Here is a 25602-nt window from a genome sequence, read left to right as displayed (position 1 = left end):
AGTTCCTAAATAGTGTAGTAATTAGTGTCGTGATTGACTATGACGAGACACTCTTTGAACTTCCGGCATGGTACGTATTTTCTTCATTACGCGAGCCAGGTGCACACGGTTGTGCGTGGTAAGTTCAAGGTCAATAAAGTAGATATTACTCTCTTTCTCTTCAGTTTGCAGACCAATGATATTGGAATCGCACCCTGAAATGGTGTTCGTTAAAGTTGCCAGTGTGCCCTGATGGTTAAACAACTCTATACGCAGTGAGGCTTTAAATTCACCTTGCGGGTTGTCGTCCCACTGCATGGGCAATACGCGTTGAGGTTCTTCGCGTGTTAGCTTGCGAATATTATTACACCCAATTTGGTGAATAGTCATGCCGCGGCCGGGGCTCAATACCGCTACAATTTCATCGTCTGGAATCGGATGGCAACAACGTGAATAGTGAACAAGCAGGCCTTCAGTGCCGCGAATAGCCACATTACCTTTCTTGTCTGATAAGTCTGTTGTGCTTTCACCCAATAAACGGCGCGCTACAATTGCGCTTAGCTCGTTACCAAGCCCGATATCTACTAGCAAATCGTCAAAATTAGCATGCTTAGTTTCGGCCACCACACGTTCGATATCTTCGTTTGGAATATCGTCTAATTTCACGCTGCCTAACGCATGGCGAAGTAGACGGTTACCCATGTTCACCGCTTCTTGAGAATGCTGTTTACGCAGATACTGACGAATACGGGTACGCGCGCGAGCGCTCACCACAAAGTTTAGCCAGTTCGCATTTGGCTTCGCTTTCGGCGAGGTAATAATTTCCACGGTTTGACCGTTTTCAAGCGGCTTACTTAAGCTAAAGTTTCTGCGCTCTACGCGCACACCTACGCAGGTATTACCCACATCAGAATGCACAGCATAAGCGAAGTCAACAGCGGTTGCGCCCATTGGCAACTCGATAATACGTCCGTCTGGTGTAAATACGTAAATTTCATCAGGGAACAAATCGGTTTTTACCGATTCGATGAATTCAAAGGATGAGCTGGCCGACTGCTGAAGCTCAAGCAGGCTTTGCATCCACTTGCGCGCTCGAAGCTGTGCTGTGGTGCCATTATCGCCAGGTTCTTTGTAAAGCCAGTGCGCCGCCACCCCTTTGTCTGCCATTTGGTCCATTTCCTGGGTTCGAATTTGAATTTCCACAGGAATGCCGTGCGGGCCAATTAATGACGTATGCAACGACTGATAGCCGTTGGTTCGAGGGATAGCGATATAATCTTTAAAACGGTTTTCAATAGGCTTGTACAGCCCATGCATAGCACCAAGGGCGCGATAACAGTTATCTACCGATTGAACAACGATGCGAAACGCATAAATATCCATTACCTCATTGAACATAAGTTCTTTGTTTTTCATTTTGCGGTAAATGGAATACAAGTGTTTTTCGCGACCCAATACATTCGACTCAATTTGGTAGGCGTCTAAACGAGTGTTCAGCTCTTCGCGAATGTTTTCGATAATCTCTTTACGATTACCGCGGGCCTGGCGCACAGCAGACTTTAGTGCGCGATGGCGCATTGGATACATGGCCTGAAAGCCTAAATCTTCAAGCTCATTTTTAATATCGTGAATACCCAAGCGGTGGGCAATTGGCGCATAGATTTCTAGCGTTTCTAGCGCAATGCGGCGGCGCTTGTCCGGTCGTAATGACCCGAGTGTGCGCATGTTGTGCGTGCGATCAGCAAGCTTGATAAGAATAACCCTGATGTCTTGCACCATGGCCATCATCATTTTACGGAAGTTCTCCGCCTGCGCTTCCTGTTTAGTGCTAAACGCGAGTTTATCTAGCTTACTTACCCCTTCTACCAGTTCAGCAACGGTATCGCCAAAAGCTTCGGCTAAGTCTTCTTTGCTATAATGGGTATCTTCAATAACGTCGTGAAGGAGTGCTGCCATGATCGTTTCGTGATCAAGGTGCATGTCAGCCAAAATACCGGCAACTGCAACTGGGTGAGTAATGTACGGATCGCCGCTTGAACGCATTTGTCCGTCATGCGCTTCTTGCGCAAGCACAAAAGATTCTTGTACCAACTGAACGCGGTCGGCTGGTAAGTACTCTAAAACTTTCTGCTTTAAACCTTCAAACAAATACACAGTGAAGCGTGACCCTTATCTAACGTTACAACCCTAAGAATACGTTTAATTGTGCAAGAAGCCAATACGCCAAAAGTAAAGCGCCAGTGCTTTTTTCAAAGCACTGGCGCTAAAATACCGATAAAACCGTTAAAAAGAGGTTTTATTGATCAGATAGGATGTTTGCTACTGATGCAAATTCAGCATGTTCTTGCTGCTCTTGAGCTTGAAGTTCTGCTTGTTCAAGCGTAGCAGCCGTTACTAAACCTTCTTCAATTTCACGAAGTGCTGTAACAGTTGGCTTATCGTTTTGAACGTCAACCATAGGATCTTTGCCTTCAGTGGCAATTTGACGTGCACGGCGTGCAGCAACAAGCACTAGGTCAAAGCGGTTACCAATTTTATCTACGGCATCTTCTACAGTTACGCGAGCCATGTATTTCTCCGAAAATTAGGTTGAGCAAGTTATTCAAAAAACGGCCGCGTAGTATACACAGATACGTAGCGCGATCCTAGCGTTTTGTTTGAATTTGAAGCAGTCAGATCATGCAATTTATGCAGCGATCGTTCGATGCTAAAACAAAACACGTATTGTTAAGTTAAGCTTACGCGCTACCGAGCAGTTCGTCCAATAGCACTTGATGGCGCATTTGTTGTTTTCCCGTGCGAAGTCGCTGTGCTGTAACGATGGCTTCCAAATCGTTTAATGCAGTCGCAAAGTCGTCGTTAATAATTACGCTATCGAACTCATTGAAATGAGACATTTCAGCTACAGCTTGTGCCATACGCCCTGCAATGACTTCTTCACTGTCTTGACCGCGATTATTTAAACGCTGCTCTAGCACGTCGAGTGAAGGCGGAAGAATGAAAATACCGCATGTGTCTGGCATAAGCTTTTTGACTTGGCGCGCGCCCTGCCAATCGATATCTAAAAATACGTCAATACCACGGTGCAAAGTTTGTTCAATCGTCACGCGGGATGTGCCGTAATAATTGCCAAATACTTCTGCGTATTCAAAAAACACACCCTGTTCAATCAGCGCTTCAAACTGCTCTCGGCTCACAAAATGGTAGTGCACGCCGTCGACTTCACCCGGACGAGGTTGACGTGTTGTATGAGATACAGACACCTGCATTGGCGTAGCTGTATTGCTTTCATACTTTTCCATTAGCGCCTTTATAAGGCTTGATTTTCCTGCTCCAGAAGGAGCTGCAAGAATGAATAAGTTGCCGAGTAGTGAAGCCATAGGGTATTAAAATTCTTTCAAAATGTGGTGATTTCAAGTGGCAATGATAGCATATTAAGCGGTTGTGCCGTACCTTTCATTGCATAGTGAAAACTTGGATCACTTTACCAGGCTTATGCCGATGGGTTACCACAGCAAAAATTAATGGGGTCAGAGTACTTTTCTGGCCCTAAATGTACTCTGACCCCAAAACTAGGAAATAAAGCATGACTCAGCAACTTCTGCCGTGCGTAGAGATAAACCCATCCACTACGCCTGATGCCTGCGTTATCTGGCTTCACGGTCTTGGCGATTCAGGCCATGGTTTTGCGCCTATTGTGCCCGAGCTAAAACTGCCCGAATCAATGGCGGTTAAATTTCTCTTTCCTCACGCTCCAGAACGCCCTGTGACTATCAATGGCGGCATGAGAATGCGCGCTTGGTACGATATCAAATCGTTAGATTTTGAAAGCCGTGCGGACTTAGAGGGTGTAAAAGAGTCGGCTGCTCAGGTAGAAGCGCTTATCGAAGCACAAATTGAAAGTGGCATTCCTAGCGAACGTATTGTACTTGCAGGATTTTCTCAGGGCGGTGTTATTGCTCTGCACTTAGCTCCTAGATATGCCAATAAATTTGCAGGTGTTATCGCTCTATCTACCTACATGTGCGAGCCATCACTTCTTGGAAGCGAAGCAAACGATATAAACCGTGAAACGCCAATTATGATGGCACATGGTGAGCAAGACGAAGTGGTGCCGGTATTTATGGGCAATGCTGCGTTTAAAACGTTGAGCGAAAGTGGCTTTAATGCCACGTGGCAGACTTACACCATGCAGCACAATGTTTGTATGCAAGAGCTTAACGACATAAGTGCTTGGCTTCAAAAAGTTCTAGGGTAATGCCTTAAGAGCCTGTTGGTTCTTGCGGCAAATTACGTTCATATAATAAAGATCAACAGCCTCTGGTATTTAAACAAAAGAGAAAGCTGGTGAAGCAACAAAAGCCAGCTTTCTTCTTAGCGTAAGTGGGTACACGTCTATCGATTGAAAAGTCGCGCCTTCCGTCTCTTCTTTATTTCACTTTTAATCCAAAACTATTCGACGACTCTGTTGCGCCCCGCATTTTTAGCTTTGTAAAGATTGTCATCGGCCTGCTTCAAACAAGCGTGCAAGTTTGTATCAGTAAGCGCTGTGGCTACACCAAAGCTTGCGGTTATGGAGTGATTAACATCACCCTCTACAAACGGATTAGCTTCAATCACCTTCCTCATTTTTTCCGCTAATTTTACCGCTTGGCTCAACGTCGCATGAGGGAATAGAACCAAAAACTCTTCACCACCGGTTCTTGCCACCACGTCAGTAGTTCTTACTGCTTCTTTCATTAGGCGAGTGATATGTATAAGCACTTCGTCACCAATATCGTGGCCATAGGTATCGTTGATAGTTTTGAAATGGTCAATATCTACCACCACCGCACTTAATGGGAAATGAGCACCGGGATCTTGCATTGCGCGTTCAAAAAAAACAGCTTCAAGGAATCGCCGGTTAGGAAGTTTTGTAAGCGGATCGGTATTAGCCTGACGCATGCGCTCTAAATTTTCACGCAGCATTTCTTTTCTGCTTTGATGCCAGAAATTTTCACCTATAAAGGCGACGCAAATGAAACAGAACGTAGCGATTAAGAAACGGGAGACGTGCTCCGCTGGGTACTCAGCTACTATTTTTTCTTGGTTGTAGAGCATAAAAATAGCGATACCCAGAGTTACTGCCACGTAAACCATGGCGGGCTTAAAACGCACAACAACTATCTGAATAAAAAGCAGGGGAAAAATAAAATAAAGCCCAGTGTTATTGAGCCCGCCGGTATAAACCAAGCCGTTTATGGTAAATGCTACCACTAAACCTGCTAGATAATAGAAGACATCGACGCGAGGAAACATATGGGATAACGCCACATTGGCGTACACAAAAGCGGCTGACCCCGCCAGCGTTCCAACGAGCAATGGGTTGTTTGTACCCATGTTGATCCACGCCATAAACGCCATAATGGTGCCACCAACATAAGATATGAAATATAGCGTTAAGCGCCTTCGTTTTGCTTCCGCTTCATCTTGCTGAGCACTTCTAAGTAATTGACGCAACGACGAACTGTCCATAAAAAGACTTATCTCCGCATTTAAAACTAATTAACCATTATTCCTTTCAGCATAGACTGAATGTTCAATAATAACCAAGGAGAAAACTGCGCCTAATTTCAAACATTAATACAGAAAATGCGTATACTACGGGGTATATCGTATGACGTTATGTGATACATCGTTTTAGTTTCTTTTTATATAGTTTGGAATAGCCATGAGTCACCTCAACACTACCCGCACCGTTCGAATTGCTACTAGAAAAAGTGCTTTAGCGCTTTGGCAAGCAGAGTATGTGAAGGCAAAATTGTTGGAGCATTATCCGTCAATGACCGTTGAGCTTGTGCCTATGAGCACGCAGGGCGACAAAATTTTAGATACACCTCTGGCGAAAATTGGTGGTAAAGGACTTTTCATAAAAGAGCTTGAAATTGCCATGCTTGAAGGCCGTGCCGATATTGCCGTGCACTCTATGAAAGACGTACCGGTCGAATTTCCTGAAGGTTTTGGCCTTCACGCTATTTGTGAGCGAGAAAACCCGTTCGACGCCTTTGTTTCAAATAACCACGACAGTTTAGATGCCCTACCCCAAGGCGCAGTAGTAGGTACGTCTAGCCTTCGCAGGCAGTGCCAAATTCGCAAGTATCGCCCTGACCTTATTATCAAGGACCTGCGCGGAAACGTGAATACTCGCCTAGCCAAGCTAGACGCAGGTGAGTACGACGCTATTATCTTAGCTTCTGCTGGCCTTATTCGCCTTGAAATGGAATCTCGTATTCGCATGCCGTTACCCGCTGATATTTCACTACCCGCCGTTGGACAAGGTGCCGTAGGTATTGAGTGCCGTAACGACGATGAAGAGCTAATTAAGTTGCTACAGGCGCTGAACCATACGGACACCAATACGCGCGTTACTGCGGAACGCGCCATGAACGAGAGATTGGAAGGCGGCTGCCAAGTACCTATTGGTAGCTTTGCCACGCTTGATGGAGATGTGCTGACACTAACCGGTATGGTTGGTAAGCCAGATGGTTCAGAACTGCTCTTTGCTTCTGCTACAGCGTCGCGAGAAAAAGCCGCAGATATTGGTGTTGAAGTTGCGGAATCCCTTCTTGAGCAAGGTGCCGGTGAAATCTTAAAGGCGCTTTATAACTAAGTTATAGTTTGTCGAATGCGTGCAGGTTTACGCAGTAAAATAAAAGGATGAAAATTCGATAGTATGTTGCTGTTTACACGCCCACTGCCAAAGTTAAAAGCAAGCGCTTCTGCCTTTGAAAAAGCCGGAATTGACGCGGTAGGCGTTGCCACGTCTAACATCATTGATATTTCGTCTGAAAGAAAAGCTGCTGCAGAATTTTTAGCGTCAAATGCAGTAAACGCAATTGTTGTTACCAGCGTATATGCTGTAGACACCGTTATTGAAGGCTTACGCGAAACGGCTAACGACTTACCATTGATCATAGCTGTGGGCGATGCCACTGCACGAAAATTACAAGCGGGACTTCAGGCGTTTTCATCGACGCAGGTTGCTATTCCCGAAGCCCATACATCCGAAGGTATACTGGCAATGCACCAACTTAATGAGGCAAACTGTCAGCATGTCGTTATCATTAAGGGTGAAGGTGGGCGCGACGCCATAGCCACTGGATTAGACGAAAAAGGTATTTTAGTGAATAGCTTTTGCGTTTATAAAAGAGAGCAACTTACAAGCCCAATTTACACAAAACGGTGGAAAATGGGCGAAGTTAGCGGCATTATCGCTACAAGCGAAGCAATGGCACTGCAACTAATTGCGCAATTTGGCCAAGCACTTAAATCAATTAAATGGTTAACAGTGAGCGACCGAATTGCCAAAACCCTCACTAGCCAAGGCATTAAAGAGGTAGCGGTTTGTCAGCGAGCCACCGATCAGGCACTCATCGCCTGGGTAAAGGATAACTGGGAGTATTGAATGGCCAACAACAATGAAAGTAGCCCACAAAAAGAGGAACTCGTGAAAGTGGAAGCTGAAAAAGACGTTATCGAATCTTCTGCCACGCACAGTGAATCAACATCGTCGGGGGCTGCTAAAAAGAAATCGTCGGGAAATGGTCTACTGTGGTTTGTTGTAATCATCCTTTTCCTTATTGTGCTTGGTATGGCTGGCGCAGGTTACTGGTATTACATGCAGCAACAGTCGGCAAGCAAGGACTCTGAATCTGCACTTCAAACGACGACCTCTCAGCTAAACACTATTGAGCGTGAGCGCGCTGGTCTTGTTGCCTCTATCGACAAAGTAGCTCGCACCAACCAGACGTTAGAAAGCACGGTAGCCGAGTTAAAAGCGCAAAACGAAAAGCTGACGCTGCAAGCTGAATCGACGCTTGAACAACTAAACAATATGGAAGGTCGCCGCCCGGCAGACTGGCTCATTGCTGAAGCTGATTACTTAGTTCGCATGGCAGGCAGAAAGCTTTGGTTAGAAAACGACGTACGCACAGCAATTTTGCTGCTAGTTAACGCAGATAAACGCTTAAAGTCGTTGGCCGACCCATCGGTACTTCCGGTTCGCGCAAACCTTGCTGAAGACATTCAAACACTTCAACAGCTTAACCCTGTATCACAAAGCTCCGTAGCCCTTGCGCTTACAGGCATGATAGCGCAAATAGATAAGCTACCACTTGATACCTTTGAAAAACCACAAGACGCCAATGCAGAAGACACAACCTTATCGGAGTCTGCTGACGACTGGCAAGAGAACCTTGCAAAGGTGTGGCGTTCACTGGTGAACGATTTTCTTACTATAAAAACTATTGAGGGCCCGGTTGAACCGGTGCTTTCACTAGAAGCCCAGTTCCTAGCAAAAGAGCAGCTTCGTCTGCAGCTTATGCACGCGCAAACCGCCGCGCTTCAGGGCGATGCAGGGCTTTACAACCAGTCGCTTCAATACGCTCAAACGTTAATTATTGAAAAGTTCGACACCGAAAAAAGCCAGGTAACGGGTTTTGTAGATGCACTACAAAACCTCATTGCTACCGATGTATCGCGCCCAATACCTACAGAGCTAGCGTCACAAAAACCGCTAGAGCGTTTATTGGATAGCCGCGTTAAGCAGGTGTTCGGACAAGGAGCAAGTGCACTATGAAATGGTTAGCTATTGCCCTTGCGGTATTAGCCGCATTCGTTGTTGCACTAATTGTTGGCCCAATGTTGTTAGGCGATAAGGGCTACGTACTAATATCACTGGGTAACACCGCTGTTGAAATGACGGTGATTAGCTTTTGTATTTTAGTGATAGGTGCCGTCATTGCCTGGTACGTACTATCTCGACTGGTATTGTGGGCGTTAAGCCTGATCACAGGTTCACATAAATGGTTCGGCACCTTAGGTGAGCGCAAACGTAAGCGTGCGTTTTACGACGGCTTACACGCAATGGCTGCAGGTGATTTTGATACGGCTCAAAAGGCGCTAAGCAAAACCACCAACGGCGATTTCGAAGGCGTTAACTATTTGGCGTCAGCGCAAATTGCTTTTGCCAATAACGATTTAGCCAAAGCCCGTTATTTCCTTGTTCAGGCAACTGACTTTCCAAAAGCGAAAGTAGCCGCAACGGTCATGCACGCGCGTATTGATATGGTTGAAGAAAAATACGATGCGGCACTAGAGAAACTTAACGAGCTTGACGAGCAAGAGCGCGAGAACAAGCAGGTTGTGCAGTTGAAAGCGCAAATTCTTGCCAAGTTAGGTAAGTGGCAAGTACTTCAGGAGAATTTGTCAGGCTGGCGTAAAGCACTGCCCAAAGCAGACTACACTACATGGAGCCAGCGCATCGCCAAAGGTAAGTTTGCCGAAATTGCCAGCAAACAAGGCGCTGTCGAGCTTAAATCGTATTGGGAAACCCTACCTCGTAAGCTTCGTCACGACGATGCTTACCGCGCGGCTTACATTCAACAGTTACTTGACCAAGGTATGCATGCCGACGCACAGAATTTGCTAGTTGAATGGCAAAAGCGTGGCCCGAATAGCGCCCTGTTTCCGCTGTTCACGCAGCTTAATATTCCTGATGCATCGCCATCACTACGACTGCTTGAAAGCTGGATAAAGCAAGACGAAGAAAACGTGTCGCTATACTCCACGCTAGGCCAAGTTGCATTTAACTCAGGCGATGATGTGTTGGCAGAAAAAGCCCTGCTTAAAGCCACTAAAATGAAGTCGCGCAAAGAAGACTTATTGCTGCTGTCTGCAATTAGCGAACGCAAGCACGACACAGCCACTGCACTTCAGCTTTACAAGGAAGGTCAGCAGCTAGCCAGCTAGATGAATATTCATTTAGCTTTCTGGTAGTACTTGTATTACCCGTAAAATTGAAGATATAGTAAAAAGGAATTCTCAATTCGGGTTGTTTCAACAACAACCCGAATTGACTTAAACAACTTGTCGGAGTGCTTCACTGGTAACCCAGTAAGCTGAGACCGCGAAAGTGGGATCCGTAGAACCTGATCAGGCTAATACCTGCGAAGGGAACAAGAAAATACAATGTGCACAATGTTAAACCGTGGTTTAGCGTTGTGAAGCGAAGTTGTTTTGCTGTTGATGATACAGACACATCCATTACGGTGCTGCTCGTCACTCAAGGTAAACTGTTCAAGTTTATCCCCAAGTAAACATCAACGGTGTAAAGGGCTGTAATCACCAAAACCTTTACCAACAATCTCGCTAAAGTAACGGGATTATTCCCCTCTACACTTACACTTTGTATTCTCCTTCACTCCTGACAAGCATTTTTAGAACCTAAATTTACAAGGTAAAATGCTATGTCGAACAGACGCGAACAGCGCCAACAAGCACAACAATTCATTAATGAACTTGCGGGCGAAGCTTACCCAAATTCAACACGCCACTACGAGTGTGGCAGCCGTGACGATATTCGTGTGGCCATGCGCCTTATTCACCAACACGACAGTTTAGTGGGTGGTACTGAAAACAACCCTATTTTAGAGCCAAATCCGCCAATTCCTGTTTACGACACTTCAGGCCCCTACGGCGACCCACAAGAAAACATAGATGTGCACAAAGGCCTAGCTCCGCTTCGCCAAACGTGGATTGAAGAGCGTAGCGATACCCTTGAATTAGAGGGCGTTTCGTCAAGCTTTGCAAAAGAGCGTGAAAACGACATATTTACCGAAGATTTCCGCTTTATTCGCAGCCGCAAACCACTAAAAGCAAAAACAGGCAAAAACGTTACCCAGCTTCACTACGCAAGACAGGGCATTATTACCCCTGAAATGGAATACATTGCCATTCGCGAGAATATGGGTCGCCAAGCCATTAAAGATGCCGAACTGACGCAGCAGCACAAAGGTGAACACTTTGGTGCGAATTTACCCGATACCATCACGCCTGAATTTGTACGCCAGGAAGTGGCCGCAGGCCGCGCCATTATTCCATGCAACATCAATCACCCCGAGTTGGAACCAATGATTATAGGGCGTAACTTTCTAGTAAAGATTAACGCAAACATTGGTAATTCAGCAGTCACCTCGTCTATTGAAGAAGAGGTAGAAAAGCTGGTGTGGTCAACGCGCTGGGGCGCCGATACCATCATGGATTTATCTACCGGCAGAAACATTCACGAAACCCGAGAGTGGCTGCTGCGAAACAGTCCTGTTCCTCTTGGCACCGTGCCCATCTATCAAGCGCTAGAAAAAGTAAACGGTGTAGCCGAAGATTTAACGTGGGAGATGTTTAAAGACACCCTAATTGAGCAAGCCGAACAAGGCGTAGACTACTTCACCATTCACGCTGGCGTGCTGCTTGAGTACGTACACCTTACCGCAAAGCGAGTAACCGGCATTGTATCGCGCGGCGGTTCGATAATGGCAAAGTGGTGCTTAAGCCACCACCAACAAAGCTTTCTGTATGAGCACTTTCACGATATTTGCGAAATTTGCGCTAAGTACGATGTGGCGCTGTCGCTAGGTGATGGCTTGCGCCCTGGTAGCGTAGCTGACGCTAACGACGACGCGCAATTCTCTGAATTACGTACCCTTGGTGAGCTGACGAAAATTGCATGGGAGTACGATGTTCAGGTAATGATTGAAGGCCCGGGGCATGTGCCAATGCATATGATTAAAGCGAACATGGAAGAGCAGCTTAAGCACTGCCACGAAGCGCCGTTTTATACCCTTGGCCCCCTCACCACCGATATCGCTCCTGGCTACGATCACTTCACTTCAGGTATAGGTGCCGCCATGATTGGTTGGTATGGCTGCGCAATGCTGTGCTATGTAACACCTAAAGAGCATTTGGGCCTACCTAACAAAGAAGACGTTAAACAGGGGCTGATCACCTACAAAATTGCAGCCCACGCTGCCGACTTGGCGAAAGGACACCCAGGTGCACAAATTCGCGACAACGCCATGTCGAAAGCACGCTTTGAATTCAGGTGGGAAGACCAGTTCAATTTAGCTCTCGACCCGCATACCGCGCGCGCTTATCACGATGAAACTTTGCCGCAGGCGTCTGGCAAAGTTGCGCATTTCTGCTCTATGTGCGGCCCTAAATTTTGCAGCATGAAAATTTCTCAGGAAGTGCGCGATGTGGCTAAACAAGCAGAGCAGCAAGAGTTTGAGAAAGAAAAAGGAATGAAAGACATGGCCCAGGCATTCAATCAGTCTGGCGCAGAGCTTTATCACACTGCAGATAGCAAGGTAGAGCTACCATGATGGCGAAAGCGTCCATAAGCCCTGCACCCAACAACCTCACAACTGCACTTCCTGTAGTGTGGTGTGTGGGAGGCGTTGACTGTAGCGGTGGTGCGGGCGTTACCCGCGACGCCATTACATTGGCCGATCTGAACATCCATGCTTGTGTGCTCACTACACAACTTACCGTACAGTCCAACTCAATCATGCTTAGTAAGGAAAGCATGTGCGCGTCGGCATTAAATCAGCAGTGGCAGGTGCTGTTTGAAGATACCCCACCACGCGCTATTAAAATTGGCGCTATTGCTAATGATGAGCAAGCGCTGTTGTTGTGTGCACGTATTCAAAAAACATCTAACCCTCGCCCCTTCGTTGTATGGGACCCTGTACTGTCTACCTCGTCCGGTGGCGTGCTGAGTGAGTTAAGCGAAAGCGTAGTTGACGAACTGCTGAATACGGTAGATATCGTTACGCCAAATATCGATGAGCTTGCGTGGCTCACCCATTTGCCTGTTGTTGATGAAGCGAGCTTGCTAACTGCAATCAATCGGCTAAGGGGTAAAGGCGCAAAGAGCGTTTACGTTAAGGGCGGTCACGCCCACTGGCAAAAAAACGTGAGCGATATTTTTGTTTGTGCCTCTCACACTCTTCGTTTTAGCCAGCCGAAATACGCTAACGGCAACCTTCGCGGCACAGGCTGTATGTTAGCCAGCGCATTAGCGGCATTCATTGTTCACGACTACTGCATTGAAGACGCACTTACGCTTGCTAATGCTTACGTCAGCGAAGTTCGCAACAATACACTACCAAAGCAATGCGCAGCGGCTAACGCAAACGCCATAAGTAACGAATTAACCACCTACTTTGCACAAACCAACGGCTTTCCCACAAAACCAGAGAGCTTTCCGCTGGTGACCTTTCACCAACGTGGCGCCACTGCTAATGAAAAAGAGCATGATAAGGATACCCTTCTTAAAGCCTCGTCTTGTAAAGAAGCCCACTTTCCTGCACTTACTCATACTCATTTAGGCATCTACCCTGTAGTGGATAGTGTGCAATGGATAGCCCGCCTCTGGCCAACGGGCGTAAAAATCATGCAGCTGCGGGTTAAACAAGGCTCCCAAGAAGACATTCGTCAGCAAATAAAAGAGGCAATAGAATTGGTGAAACACACCGACTGCCAATTATTCATTAATGACTACTGGGAACTGGCTATAGAACTCGGGGCTTACGGAGTTCATTTGGGACAAGAGGATATCGACACCGCAGACCTAAACGCCATCCGTAGTGCGGGTTTACGGCTTGGAATATCAACGCACGGCTTCGCTGAAATTCAACGTGTTCGCGCTTTAAACCCGTCTTACATTGCCCTTGGTCATATCTTCCCCACCAATACCAAAGACATGCCTTCGAAGCCCCAAGGTGTAGCACGTTTAGAAAAGTATGTGCAGCTTTGCGATGGCATTCCCACCGTTGCTATTGGTGGTATTAACTTATCGCGTATAGGTGATGTAGCTAAAACCGGCGTTAGCGGCATTGCTGTGGTAAGTGCAATCACTCAGGCAGCACACCCACTGAAAGCCTACCAAGCATTGGTTCAGGAGGCTGGGTTTGCTTAGTCATTCAGCTACTCATTCACTTAGTCACTCAGTAGGCCAGCAGTTAGCGCATCAGGATATACGTCGCTACAGCAGACAACTCTTACTCGATTGCATTGATCACGACGGACAGCTTAATTTGGCGGGTGCACACGCTGTTATCGTTGGTTTAGGTGGATTAGGCAGCTTAACCGCCCGCTATTTAGCAGGCGCAGGCGTGGGCAACATTACACTTATAGATGGTGACACCGTCGACATTAGTAATTTGCAGCGCCAGATAAGCTACAACGAAATGCACCTAGGAGAGCTAAAAGCCAAGTCGCTTTACAATGAACTGCGTAAAGTGAACTCGCATTTAAACATACAGTTTAAATGCTTATTTGCTGATAGTAACAACTTACCAACCTTGATTGCATCAGCCACCTGCGTGCTGGATTGCACCGACAACGTTACGGTACGAAGACAGATAAACCTGGCGTCATTTCGCGCCTCTATTCCGCTTTTTATTGCCGCAGCCAGTGGACTTACCTGGCAAGCGCTGAACTTGCCTCAAAACTCAACCACCTGCGGTTGCTACGAGTGTTTAGTGAATAATGTTGCCGTACGCGAAGATTGCGTTAGCAAAGGTGTACTGGGCCCCGTTGTAGGCATGGCAGCGTGCCACCAAGCTACCCAAGCTTTGTTATTTCTGGCAGGAGGCTTCGATGCCGATATTAAATGGGGCCACTACGTAAACGCGCATGCAGGCCAAGGTACGCTGCAAAGTTTCAAGCTTCCCCCCTCTTCTTCTTGTGAGGTATGCCAATGACTCAAATTAACATTAACGTGAACAATCAACCAATGAGCGTGATTTCTCCTATATCACTTAGTGAATTAATTGCTCTTAAACAATTGAAAGACGAAGGCACCGCCGTTGCCAAAAATGCCGCCATTATCAGCAAGAATGAATGGCCAACAACCTACTTAAGTAACAACGATACCGTGGATATCTTCACCCTAGTGGCAGGAGGCTAAAATGCTAACACTCGCAAATCACACCTTCCCTTCCCGCCTGTTAACTGGCACTGGCAAATTTAGTAACCCAGACACCATGAAAAGCGCGGTACAGGCAGCCAAGAGCAGCATGGTGACCTTGGCAATGAAGCGTGTCGCCAGCCATAGTTCACAAGATGTAACGCTTTCGGCATTAAAAGCATTGGGCGTTACTCTTTTGCCGAATACGTCGGGAGCGAAGAACGCAAAAGAAGCCATATTCGCCGCCGAACTTGCATACGAAGCATTAGGTAGCCCTTGGGTGAAGCTGGAAATTCACCCAGACCAACGCTACTTGTTGCCCGACCCCATCGAAACCCTTCTTGCCGCAGAGGCACTGGTTAAAAAAGGGTTTCACGTTTTGCCCTACTGCGGAGCAGACCCCGTTTTATGTAAACGCTTAGAGGAGGTAGGCTGCGCTGCCGTTATGCCATTGGGCGCGCCTATTGGCAGTAATCAGGGCTTACAAACCAAACCCTTTTTGCAAATTATTGTTGAGCAAGCGTCGATACCCGTCATTGTAGATGCAGGCGTTGGTAAGCCAAGCGAAGCTATGGCGGCCATGGAACTGGGAGTAGACGCGGTACTGGTAAATACGGCCATCGCCACCGCTAAGGACCCAGTTGCTATGGCAGCAGCTTTTGCAAGCGCCGTAGAAACGGGGCGAAATGCCTTTGAAGCTGGACTTGGTGCTACCAGCAGTTTTGCCCAAGCCTCTAGCCCGCTTACCGCCTTTTTGGAGCCGGCGGTATGAAGGTAGCGCAGGCATTAATGCAGCAAGACTTGTCGCATGTGGCTATGTCGATAAACAGCAAAACAGCGGGCGACGTAGAACGAGCGTTAGGTAAAGATACACTTTCTTTAGACGACTTCATGGCGCTGATCTCTCCCGCTGGCGCTAAGTACTTAGAAGCCATGGCCTATCGCGCTAAAGCAATTACTCGCCATCGCTTTGGCAATACCATGCAGCTGTTTGTACCTTTGTATTTATCAAACTTGTGTGCCAACGAATGTACCTACTGCGGCTTTACAATGAGCAACAAAATAAAGCGCAAAACCCTGTCTATAAGCGAAGTGTTGACCGAAATTGAAGCCATCAAAGATTTAGGCTTTTCACAGGTGTTACTGGTTACTGGCGAACATGAAACCAAAGTGGGGATGGAATATTTTGAGCAAACACTAAGCGCCATTCGCGAAAAGGTGAGCTACCTTATGATGGAGGTACAACCCTTAAAGCGTGAGCAATATGAAACCTTGAAGCACCTGGGCTTAGACGCGGTGTTAGTGTATCAAGAAACCTACTCACCGCAGCATTACGCTAATTACCACACTCGAGGTAAAAAACAGGACTTCCTATGGCGCTTAGAAGCCAGCGATCGCATAGGGAAAGCCGGCATTGATAAAATAGGCATTGGCGCACTATTGGGTTTAGGCGACTGGCGGGTTGATAGCGCCATGACCGCCCTTCACGGCAAGTTAATACAGCAACACTACTGGCAAAGCCGTGTATCTATTGCTTTTCCGCGCCTTCGTAGCTGTGAAGGTAACAGCACTGGCGGCAACGCCCTCACCAACAGTAAACTCCCTAACGAGCGAGATCTGCTGCAGCTAATATGCGCCCACCGCATTTTTAACCCACAAGCAGAACTCTCGCTGTCTACCCGAGAGTCGGCAGTATTTCGGGATGGCGTAATGCCACTTGGCATAACGTCTATGAGTGCAGCGTCGCAAACACAGCCTGGCGGTTACAGCGCCCCATCGAAGGCACTAAATCAATTCGATATTGACGACAACCGATCTGTATCAGATGTCGTGAGCGCACTTTCAATGAAAGGACTGGAACCCGTATGGAAAGACTGGATGCCGTTTACAGAACGTGTTTAAGCGCAAGAATACCTGTATTTTTCGTTTGAAAACTCGCGCTAAAATAGCGCACTTTTAATGGATTAATCGATTAGTTTTTGTAAGGGAAAATAAGAGAAAATTTGTTTTGCTTTCGTGCAAAACCCTCCGTACAATCCGCCCAAATTTTAGCCAGACACTTTACCTATGCGTCTGGCTTTTTTGTCTCATTTATCTCATATTAGATTTATCAAAACTAAAGGGCAGTGCGTTGGATACCGTTGAATTTATTCAAATTCGTAGATTTATAGTGAAGCTAGGCAAAATGCTGCACAAGTACGGTACCCCTGCGTTCCGTCTTGAAGCTTACCTAGGTGAAGTCGCTAAGTATTTAGGCGTACACGCTTCATTTATTTCAACGCCAACTTCACTGACTTTTGTTATCTGGAGTGACCGTCACGAAGACGAATATAACCATGCTGCGCGTTTGCTTCCTGGCGAATTAGACATGAACGCGTTGTCGCTTACCGATGAACTGGCCAGCGAACTGCTGTCGGGCAAATTAACCTTAAGTGAAGCTGACAAGCGCTTAAATGAAATAGATGCCATGGGCAGCCCTTATGGTAAATGGGTGACAGGCGTTGCCTTTGCTATGGCCACCGGCGCGTTTGCTATGCTAATGGGTGCAAGCTGGAGTGAAATTGGCTGGTCGGGTGCCTTGGGTATAGTGGCTTATCTTTGGACCTTATGGGCACAGCAGTCTAAACGCGTAAACTTGATGCTAGAGCCTGTCACCGCGTTCGTTGGCGGCATTCTTGCCTGTGCTATTGGTCAATACGTTGACCCTGGCATTAACATTCCGCTGGTTGTGCTTTCATCGGTCATTGTATTTGTACCCGGACTAGCGCTGACAATGGGCCTTGCCGAGCTTTCATCGCGAAACATGGTGTCGGGCACGGCTCGTACTATGGACGCCATCATGCAGCTGTTTAAGCTGTATTTCGGTGCTTTCTTAGGTGTGTCAGTGGGCTTCAGTGCGTTTGGTGAAAACGTGTATACCCCTGCAGAATCGCTGCCTTACTGGGCTACTTGGCTAGCGGTATTCTTGCTGTGTATAGCCCTAGTTGCGATATTCAGAACGCGTATTAAACACATTCCATGGGCATTGGCAGCAGCATTTATTGCCTACAGTGCTACCGCATGGAGCTCTGACTACATGAGCCCTGGGCTAGGTGCATTCGTGGGTGCATTTGCGTTAGGCATTTTTGCTAATGCGTTCACCCGCATTGCTAACCAACCCGCGACCATTGTGGCTATGCACGGGCTTATAGTGCTGGTGCCGGGGTCTAAGACCTATATTGGCTTGAACTCGTTTATGACGGGCCAAGACTTTGTGAAGGCAGACCATTTGGGGCAGGAAGTATTTCTTATCTTTATGTCGCTAGTGGCGGGATTAATCTTTGCTAACGTGGTGGTGCCCACTAAAAAGGCGCTATAACGTAAATACAGTAACCTAAGGGTTTCACGCTAGAGCGCGGCTGGTGCCACTAGGCTGCGCAAAATCACTAGCGCAGCCTAACAAGCGGGCAAAAGGCGCTATTTAAGTAACTTGATCAACGCTCGTCCTAAACGGGCGTTGAGCGCGCCCGCAGCAATCGCTTCAGCAGAATTTTCCATAAACTTCGCCGACAAGCTGCCGCCAATTTGATTGGCAACTTCGTCGGTAGCTAAGTCAAACACGCCTTGCGCCGCAATGTTTTGCGCCAACACTTTAAGCAACTTCCAGTTGCCTGCTGTACTTGGCCTTAGCCCATACACGCGGGCCATTCGACGAATGGTACGAAAGCTAATCCATACCACAGCAAAAGTTTGAATAAGATTATTTGGGCTTATAAACGCAAGGCTTCCGGCGGTCACCGACTCTTTATTCAGCACCTTGTGCGCCTTTTCCTGAACAGGTTTTAGTACCGTGTCTTCGTACAGGCCTAATCGTTCTGGGCCTGTCATGTCGTCTTGAAGCTGCTGCTTATAACGGTCGAAACAATGCGCTGCGTAAGACCCCCGCGAAAAGCGTTTGCCGTGCTGGCTTAGCACGCGATCAATTTTCTGTGGCGATGCTTCTGTTCCCGCTGATGGCTCTCCTCCAGCTGAGGACTCTTGTTGCGCTAAAGGCTTTGGTTTCGCTGAAGGCTCTTTCTGCGCTGAAGGCTCTGTCCCATTACTAGCCAGCAAATCTCGGATAACGCTTGCATCTTCCATCGCCGTATTTACTTGCTTGTAGCCTCGCCACTCTTTAAAACTCAAAAAGCTAAAGCAGCTTACAAAACCAACCAATAATGCGCCCAGTACGCCCGTACCGATGGGGTGTTCAGAAACATTTGCCGCAAGGGTGGTATAAGCTTCAAAAACAAAAAAGCCAATTAATGAAACAACGCCAAATCCTAATGTTGCCGCACCTAACGACAGGCCACCTTTTTTTGTATCCACTTCCCATACATCCTCAGTAACTTGTTGCGGAAGTTTGGTTTCAGGCTGCGCTATGTCTAAGGTTTGTGTTTTAACTTTGGTTTTGTACTGCGGTTTTGTTACCGCATCCCTTTCATGGTCATTATTAGGTTTACCATAACCAGTCACCGCATTATGCTGCTCTTCCTCACCGACACCGCCGTAAATTGCATCGCTTCTAAGCGTAGACTGGCTTGTTTCTTCTGGGCTTTCGTCAAATGTATAAGGTTTATCGCTCATTCTTACTCTCCTTTGCCCAGTAAAAACTGAAGCAATCTATCTACGCCCTTACCCGCTAAAATACGCGCCTTAAAATCGCTAGGTACACTCACATCAGGTACTGGAAAGTGGCTACCCTCTTCCATCTCTTTCAGTGTGCTGGGAATAGGTTCGAACGTAGATTCTACATAGCGGCCATCAGTGTCTTTATAACGAATAGCATCGTCGTTACTACCTTCGTCGGTTACTTGCATGCTAGACACTAAAAAATGCTCGAATTGTATGGGTTTACCGTCAAACCGTGCTCTCGCCCCTTCGGTTATCTGGGTAAGTAAATTAAGTAAGTTAGCGCGCTGACTTACAGGCACTAAATCAGATTTAGTGGCCACAAACGCCACTCTGCCTATTTGTTCTTTTTTTAGCACATTGCGTGAAAACCACGTGCTTTGCCCGTACACAAAGGTGTCGGCCAGATGACTAAGGGTTTCCTTTAACTGATACAAATGCTGTCTGCTGTGGTTAAGCCCTTCAAACAAATCGACTAGAATAATTTGCTTGTCGGTTTCTTTGAAAATGGACTGCTTCAGCGGCGTTAACCACCCACTTTGGAATTTAGCAAAGTGCTTGTCGAATATTTTAAACCAAGGATGTGATACATCGCTGGTGATGCTAGACGGAAGCGGCGTAAAACCAAAGGCCTGCCAATCGAAGTCGCTCGATTCCAATAAAAAACTGCCCGGTTGAAGAAGAGATATGCCGTTGGCCTTCGCGTCTACTAAATAATCGCGATAGGCATTAACCAGCAGCTGAATACGTTGTTCGGTTGGCTCTTGCTCAAAATCAAACTGATTAACAAACGCTTTCCACTGGTTGGCAAAATACTGCTGCGGCCCACTGCTAAGCTGAGCCCACGCAGAGTCTGACCAATGAGCATAGGTTTTACTTAGCATGGGAATGTCGGTCACCCATTCTCCAGGGTAATCGATAAACTCAAACACCACATCGCTATGAGGCAGTACATGACGCTTCAATGAGGCGGTTTCTTTTAAACGCACCACCAGCTTAAAACCGAATGCTTCTTCGGTGGCTTTAGGCCATTGGCCGTTTTCAAGATCAGCAATGTTCTGTATATGCGGGAACGGTTTGTAGCCTTCAATGGGCTCTATGCGCATATCAAGCACTTGGGATGGCGGCAAATAACGTAGCAAAGGCAAACACGCATAGCCCTCTTCACTACGGCTTTTCAGCATAGTGATAAGGCTGGTGAACAGCATAGATTTACCGCTTCGACTTAGCCCAGTAATGGTGAATCTGTGAGTTTCTTTGTTAAACACACTGCTAAGTTTGTCGCCAGTTAGCGACGCCATTGCCCGAGTCTTGTCAAAAAGCGTAGCGATATTTTTTTGCATTATTTTGTTTGTATTCTGCCTTTGCAGTTCCTATTCCCTTAAACCTAAACCTTTAAAAATAATATCCAGAGAGTGCGGCCTATACATTATTGCCCTCTCGTTATTATAGATATGCCTATAGGATTAATGTGGTTATTAAGGGGGAAAAGCAAGGGCAGTGCCAGCTAAACACGCCGCTTCGTAAATAAGTAACGCTAACGACGGCTAATAAACTAATGCTCGCGAGTCTTATTGAATAGCTTTTTCTTTATGCGATTTTTACTGGAATGCCAGTGATTCTTAGGTTTTCGCGGCGCGTTTTCAATAACGTGTTCAAAATCGATATCCGATTTTTTGGTGGGCGGAACGTGAGCACAAAAGAATGTATCAATATGTGACTGGGCCAGCTTCTTTAAGCTTTCGCGGTATTGGTTTGGGTGACATAACGGATATGGCGGTACTAGTTCACCTTTCACCTGTACCAATACATCGGCAATGTAAGCCTGCTGCGTGGGAATGTGCTTTAGCGTTAAATCGTGGTCGGTATGACCCGGCGTGTACATAACCTGCCAGTCAGGAAAACCGGGCAGTAACTGATTGTCGGCAAGCGTCATATCTGGCGCTAGTATTGGATTGTACCAAATAGGCATTCTTGGCTTGCCAATACGATTGGCCACCCACCAGGTTAGCAACAAATCTATGCCGTGAGCAGTACGCCCAGCAAACCCAGCATACCAATTAATCGCTTTGGGATGAGATGCCACCTGCGCACCAGTACGTTCACGTAGTTTAATGGCGCCTCCGGCGTGATCTGGGTGCATGTGTGTAACCACAATCAGCTTTAAGTCACTTAACGGACGACCTAAGGTTTGCGTAATGTATCGACACACGTTGTCTACATCGGCGCGGCTACAGCCATCAAGCAATAGCAACCCCTTGCTGTCTTCAACAAGATAAATATGCTGTATGTAGCCTGCAAGTGTGTGAATATTCATTACTGCTTCCTTTTCACCAAAACACGCGCCAACCACGGTATCTGACATACCTCATGTACGCTAGCACTAAACCCCGCTAATCGCTGGCAAAGTGTGGGCTGCGTGATAATGCCTATAGCGCTGAATCCTATCAGAACCTATCTGGTAAGACCAGATTCAGCGAACAAGTGTAGCATTAAATTGCGTAACCACATTAGCCCGGGCTCGCCTTCCTGCTGGCTATGCCAGTAAAGGTGTGTTTCCAACGCAGGTAGCTGATACGGCAGCTTGGTGCTAATCAGGTTATCATCGCTTACCGCATCAGCCACAGAGCCTGGCAAAGTTAACAAAGCGTTAGTGCTAGCCACCACATCTGCCGCGGCGCGATAGTTTTGGCAACGCCATAATGAAGGACGGCTTATACCTAGTTGCTGCAGCGCAATTTCTTCTACCGACGCCCCTTTTGCCCGGTTCGACACCGTTATATGGCGTGCCGCCACATACTTTTTCTTATCTATATTTTGTGCCAGCGGGTTTTGCTTATTCATAAGCACCTTGTAGGTGTCGCGGCGCAATAGTGAGTGAGAGATGGGCGCGGCAACAGCGCGACCAATATCAATAACAAGGTGGAGGTTTCGATTTGTTAAGTCTGCCAGCATTGTATCTCGATGTAAGCGAGTGCTTACTATTTCGACATTAGGTGCTTGTTTTTCAAGGGTTGAAAGCAGAACAGGTAAAACGCCTAATTCAAGAGACTCTTGCATGGCAATAACAAAGCGCTGATGGCTGTGTAACGGGTCGAAGTCGGCAAACTCCCCCAATGCTTTTCGAATATCACTTAAGGCTTTTAGAATAGCGGGCGCTAACCGTTCGCAGGCCGCAGTAGGCAACATGCTTTGTTTTTCTTTAACAAAAAGTGGGTCGCCCAAAATATCCCTAAACCTGCGCATGGCATGGCTAACGGCCGATGGCGTAATGTGAAGCGCTTCAGCTACGCGGGTCATATTCCTATGCTGCCAAAGCGCTTCAAAAACCTTTAGCAGATTTAGATCCAACTTCTCGAATTGTCTATTTTCGAACATTGCCACCACCATGAATGAAATTCACACCATTTAAGGATTATATTTCATTTCATTCACTTAACAACTTTCTCTACTATGCGTTTAACGAACAGTTATCGCACGCTTTAGAGACAGTCCCTACATTTTAACTTGCGGCGACCCAAGTGCGAGATGCGAAGCAAATACTCTCTATATTTAATTAGTACAATTTCAACGAATGTAAAAAGGTGCCCTATGGATTTTTCACATAACGACAAAACCAAAGCCTTACTAGAGAAGCTCGATAATTTTATAGCCGAGCATATAGCGCCAATTGAAGATGAAGTTTACGACTTTCACCACAAAGAGAATAATCACGGCGACTGGAAAAGCTGGAAGCTGCACCCTGGAACTGAAGCGCTTAAAGCTAAAGCGCGCGAAGCAGGGTTAGCCAATCTGTTTTTGCCCGATGCCGAGCTAGGCCAGGGCCTTACCACACTTGAATATGCACCTATGGCAGAGCGCATGGGAAAATACCTCTTTGCACCAGAGATTTTTAACTGTAATGCGCCTGATACCGGCAATATGGAAGTGCTGTATCACTTCGGCAGCGACGCCCAAAAAGAGAAATGGCTTAAACCATTGCTTGCAGGTGAAATACGCTCAGTGTTTGGTATGACAGAGCCTGATGTTGCTTCGTCTGACGCCACCAATATGGCCGCCACCATTATTGAAGATGGCAATGATGTAGTCATTAACGGTAAAAAGTGGTGGTCGACAGGGTTAGGCCATCCTAACGCTGCTATAACCATATTCATGGGCTTATCTAACCCCGATAACGACAAGCACAGTCGCCACAGTATGGTCGTAGTGCCGCTTGATACACCTGGAATTACCATTAAGCGCATGCTAGATGCCTACGGCGATTACGATGCGCCTTACGGCCACGGGGAGATGCATTTCGATAATGTGCGCGTGAGCAAAGACAACCTAATTATGGGTTTAGGCAAAGGCTTTGCTATTGCACAAGGGCGCTTGGGCCCGGGCCGTATTCACCACTGCATGCGCGCTATCGGCATGGCAGAAAAAGCGCTAGAGCTTGCACTTAAACGCGGTCACGAACGGGTTGCGTTTGGTAAACCAATCATACGCTTAGGTGGCAACTTAGAACGGGTAGCAGATGCTCGCATGGCTATTGAGCAAGCGCGTTTGCTTACGCTTCACGCCGCATGGAAAATTGATAATTTAGGCGTTAAGCATGCTATGACCGAAATATCAGCCATTAAAGTGGTAGTGCCGAATATGCTACAAAACGTGGTGGATATGGCATTACAAATTCACGGCGGTGCGGGTATGTGTAGCGACTTCCCTCTGGCGCGATTTGCCGCTGGTGCAAGAGCCCTTCGCTTAGCTGATGGCCCTGACGAAGTGCATAAAGGCATGGTGTCACGACTAGAGCTTAAGAAGTATCAGTAGTTATAATTGATACAAAAAATGCGGCTTCATTAAGCCGCATTTTTTAAAGGTTAAACAGCTGCACCAAACAGCGCTAGTTGCCTTCTTCCCGCTGCTTTATTTTACGGTGAATAGCATCAAGCTTTTTGAAGCTTTCCCATAACTCTGGGTGTGTTGCGATTAATGCTGCAACATGGTCGTGATTTTCTTCACGAGTATTTTTGGTAAGAAATTTAATGTCGTCATCATGAGGTAATAGACCAAAGTTGATGTACGTATTATCGCTAGTCGACGTGTTGCTGGCTTTTTGTATCATCATGGACCTGTAAGACTTCAAGTACCTAGGCTCGCAATGCTTACGCACAATTTGGCTGCCGGTGGGCTTACTGCGATGACATATCATGTCAAACTTAGCAACGTCGTTAATTTCGTTGTAGAGTTCCAAAAAAGCAAAGCGCTCTTGCTCAAAAGCTGTTACGAGTTGAGGCGTTGTTTTCTGCCCCACAACATCAATTCGCTCTACTTTCTGCTTATCTAACTGGGCCATTGCGTGGCCACTGGTTAGTGAAAAAAGCGCCAAAGCAGCGCTTAGTGCGAAATGTTTTTTAAGAATACGGTTCATTTTAATTCCTGTGATTTTCATGAATTAATCTTCGTAAACTTCTTCTTTACGCTGCTCAATGCGCTGGTGAATAGCGTCTAGTTTAGTAAAGCTATCAAATAGTTCTGGATGGGTGGCAATCAACGCTGCAACATGCTCGAAAGCATCTTCTCTCGTGTCGTTAGTAAGAAAGCGAATATGGTCATCGCTGGGTAAGCGGTTAAAATCGATCCCCGGGCCAGTAGACGAGACTTGCATCATCATTGAACGAAAGTCTTTCACATAACGCGGTTCGCAACTTTTACGGGCAATTTGGCTTCCAATTGGCTTGTGGTATTTACAGATTACGTCGAACTTTGCGACCTCATTAATGCTGTTATACAACTCTAGGAACTCGAAACGTTGCTTGTCGAATGCGCGTTTCAGTTGAGGAGAAGTTTTCTCACCCACTACGTCAATTGTTTCGTAGTTTTGTTTATCGGTATGTGCGGCGAGGTGGCCGCCAAGAAAAGTACCTAACGTTAGTACTGTCAACTTAACGGTATTTGGGAACACTTTGTTTAAGTGTTTATTCATTTGAAACTCCATCTTCTGAACGTTTTAAAACAATAGCAACTGGTCTAATTTTAATCAATTAATAAAAATTTAAATTAAGAGTCTAAGCAAACTGTTTCATTAATGATGGATCACAAACAAAAAATGCGGCCTAAGCCGCATTTCAGATTGATGATAAACCCCTCTTTTTTCGGAGGGGTTTATTTTTTCTAGCAGCCGAAGGCTGCGATCGCGATAT

Annotated in this window: 23 protein-coding genes and 1 riboswitch; of the genes, 13 read left to right on the top strand and 10 right to left on the bottom strand. The window is 46.7% G+C overall.

Annotation, left to right across the window (positions count from 1 at the left end; genetic code table 11):
* Positions 1 to 21 precede the first annotated feature (21 nt).
* The 3 genes from spoT to gmk form a co-directional block, all read right to left on the bottom strand.
* Positions 22 to 2133 (bottom strand): bifunctional GTP diphosphokinase/guanosine-3',5'-bis pyrophosphate 3'-pyrophosphohydrolase, encoded by a 2112-nt coding sequence (gene spoT, locus NO989_RS03505; RefSeq protein ID WP_039226917.1) that lies wholly within the window; start codon positions 2131 to 2133, stop codon positions 22 to 24.
* A 142-nt stretch (positions 2134 to 2275) separates the two neighbouring features.
* A complete protein-coding gene (rpoZ, locus tag NO989_RS03500; protein WP_014947805.1) occupies positions 2276 to 2548 on the bottom strand; it encodes a DNA-directed RNA polymerase subunit omega in 273 nt (90 codons plus the stop codon).
* A gap of 169 nt (positions 2549 to 2717) precedes the next feature.
* Positions 2718 to 3359: a guanylate kinase gene (gene gmk, locus NO989_RS03495; protein WP_014947804.1), complete on the bottom strand. Its 642-nt coding sequence runs from the start codon at positions 3357 to 3359 to the stop codon at positions 2718 to 2720.
* A gap of 206 nt (positions 3360 to 3565) precedes the next feature.
* Between gmk and NO989_RS03490 the strand changes: the two genes are divergently transcribed.
* Entirely contained in the window at positions 3566 to 4237 is a 672-nt protein-coding gene (locus NO989_RS03490) for an alpha/beta hydrolase (RefSeq protein ID WP_371342040.1), read from the top strand.
* 194 nt (positions 4238 to 4431) lie between these two features.
* Here NO989_RS03490 and NO989_RS03485 read toward each other — a convergent pair whose 3' ends face one another.
* Positions 4432 to 5493 (bottom strand): GGDEF domain-containing protein, encoded by a 1062-nt coding sequence (locus NO989_RS03485; RefSeq protein ID WP_371342039.1) that lies wholly within the window; start codon positions 5491 to 5493, stop codon positions 4432 to 4434.
* Between the two features lie 196 nt (positions 5494 to 5689).
* Between NO989_RS03485 and hemC the strand changes: the two genes are divergently transcribed.
* From hemC to NO989_RS03430, 11 genes are all read left to right on the top strand, one after another.
* The gene (hemC, locus tag NO989_RS03480) at positions 5690 to 6628 is read left to right on the top strand and encodes a hydroxymethylbilane synthase (RefSeq protein ID WP_014947801.1); all 939 of its coding nucleotides are present in this window, start codon (positions 5690 to 5692) and stop codon (positions 6626 to 6628) included.
* A gap of 63 nt (positions 6629 to 6691) precedes the next feature.
* A complete protein-coding gene (locus tag NO989_RS03475; RefSeq protein WP_131137854.1) occupies positions 6692 to 7423 on the top strand; it encodes a uroporphyrinogen-III synthase in 732 nt (243 codons plus the stop codon).
* A complete protein-coding gene (locus NO989_RS03470) occupies positions 7424 to 8596 on the top strand; it encodes a uroporphyrinogen-III C-methyltransferase (protein WP_371342038.1) in 1173 nt (390 codons plus the stop codon). It begins immediately after the preceding gene.
* On the top strand, positions 8593 to 9768 hold the full coding sequence (locus tag NO989_RS03465; protein WP_371342037.1) for a heme biosynthesis HemY N-terminal domain-containing protein: 1176 nt from the start codon (positions 8593 to 8595) through the stop codon (positions 9766 to 9768). The genes NO989_RS03470 and NO989_RS03465 overlap by 4 nt, the downstream gene beginning before the upstream one ends.
* A gap of 111 nt (positions 9769 to 9879) precedes the next feature.
* Positions 9880 to 9991: riboswitch (TPP riboswitch) on the top strand.
* A 274-nt stretch (positions 9992 to 10265) separates the two neighbouring features.
* Positions 10266 to 12176 carry a phosphomethylpyrimidine synthase ThiC gene (gene thiC, locus NO989_RS03460; protein ID WP_371342036.1) on the top strand — a complete coding sequence of 637 codons (1911 nt, stop codon included), beginning with the start codon at positions 10266 to 10268 and terminating at the stop codon, positions 12174 to 12176.
* Positions 12173 to 13774, top strand: a complete 1602-nt coding sequence (gene thiE, locus NO989_RS03455; protein ID WP_371342035.1) for a thiamine phosphate synthase — start codon at positions 12173 to 12175, stop codon at positions 13772 to 13774. The genes thiC and thiE overlap by 4 nt, the downstream gene beginning before the upstream one ends.
* Complete coding sequence (locus tag NO989_RS03450) at positions 13767 to 14561, top strand: ThiF family adenylyltransferase (protein ID WP_371342034.1); 795 nt, start codon at positions 13767 to 13769, stop codon at positions 14559 to 14561. The genes thiE and NO989_RS03450 overlap by 8 nt, the downstream gene beginning before the upstream one ends.
* Positions 14558 to 14767, top strand: coding sequence for a sulfur carrier protein ThiS (thiS, locus tag NO989_RS03445; RefSeq protein WP_014947794.1), 210 nt, complete (start codon positions 14558 to 14560; stop codon positions 14765 to 14767). Before NO989_RS03450 ends, thiS begins: the two co-directional genes overlap by 4 nt.
* 1 nt (position 14768) lies before the next feature.
* A complete protein-coding gene (locus tag NO989_RS03440; protein ID WP_321824993.1) occupies positions 14769 to 15539 on the top strand; it encodes a thiazole synthase in 771 nt (256 codons plus the stop codon).
* Positions 15536 to 16669: a 2-iminoacetate synthase ThiH gene (thiH, locus tag NO989_RS03435; protein WP_101563236.1), complete on the top strand. Its 1134-nt coding sequence runs from the start codon at positions 15536 to 15538 to the stop codon at positions 16667 to 16669. The genes NO989_RS03440 and thiH overlap by 4 nt, the downstream gene beginning before the upstream one ends.
* Before the next feature lie 229 nt (positions 16670 to 16898).
* Positions 16899 to 18125 (top strand): threonine/serine exporter ThrE family protein, encoded by a 1227-nt coding sequence (locus NO989_RS03430; protein ID WP_014947791.1) that lies wholly within the window; start codon positions 16899 to 16901, stop codon positions 18123 to 18125.
* Between the two features lie 98 nt (positions 18126 to 18223).
* On the opposite strand, the gene NO989_RS03425 is transcribed toward NO989_RS03430, so the two are convergent.
* From NO989_RS03425 to NO989_RS03410, 4 genes are all read right to left on the bottom strand, one after another.
* Positions 18224 to 19372, bottom strand: coding sequence for a DUF697 domain-containing protein (locus tag NO989_RS03425; RefSeq protein ID WP_371342033.1), 1149 nt, complete (start codon positions 19370 to 19372; stop codon positions 18224 to 18226).
* 2 nt (positions 19373 to 19374) lie between these two features.
* Positions 19375 to 20760 (bottom strand): YcjX family protein, encoded by a 1386-nt coding sequence (locus NO989_RS03420; RefSeq protein WP_014947789.1) that lies wholly within the window; start codon positions 20758 to 20760, stop codon positions 19375 to 19377.
* 212 nt (positions 20761 to 20972) lie between these two features.
* Positions 20973 to 21734, bottom strand: a complete 762-nt coding sequence (locus NO989_RS03415; RefSeq protein ID WP_014947788.1) for an MBL fold metallo-hydrolase — start codon at positions 21732 to 21734, stop codon at positions 20973 to 20975.
* Between the two features lie 137 nt (positions 21735 to 21871).
* Positions 21872 to 22795, bottom strand: coding sequence for a LysR family transcriptional regulator (locus NO989_RS03410; protein WP_075177690.1), 924 nt, complete (start codon positions 22793 to 22795; stop codon positions 21872 to 21874).
* Between the two features lie 213 nt (positions 22796 to 23008).
* Between NO989_RS03410 and NO989_RS03405 the strand changes: the two genes are divergently transcribed.
* On the top strand, positions 23009 to 24229 hold the full coding sequence (locus NO989_RS03405) for an acyl-CoA dehydrogenase family protein (RefSeq protein ID WP_281715766.1): 1221 nt from the start codon (positions 23009 to 23011) through the stop codon (positions 24227 to 24229).
* Positions 24230 to 24302: 73 nt separating this feature from the next.
* On the opposite strand, the gene NO989_RS03400 is transcribed toward NO989_RS03405, so the two are convergent.
* Complete coding sequence (locus tag NO989_RS03400) at positions 24303 to 24830, bottom strand: hypothetical protein (RefSeq protein WP_039227004.1); 528 nt, start codon at positions 24828 to 24830, stop codon at positions 24303 to 24305.
* Between the two features lie 24 nt (positions 24831 to 24854).
* Positions 24855 to 25385: a hypothetical protein gene (locus NO989_RS03395; RefSeq protein WP_168463311.1), complete on the bottom strand. Its 531-nt coding sequence runs from the start codon at positions 25383 to 25385 to the stop codon at positions 24855 to 24857.
* Positions 25386 to 25602 lie beyond the last annotated feature (217 nt).

The organism is Alteromonas sp. DY56-G5 (assembly GCF_041414725.1).
In the GTDB taxonomy this organism is placed as follows: domain Bacteria; phylum Pseudomonadota; class Gammaproteobacteria; order Enterobacterales; family Alteromonadaceae; genus Alteromonas; species Alteromonas macleodii.
This window is presented reverse-complemented; position numbering and strand designations above follow the sequence as displayed.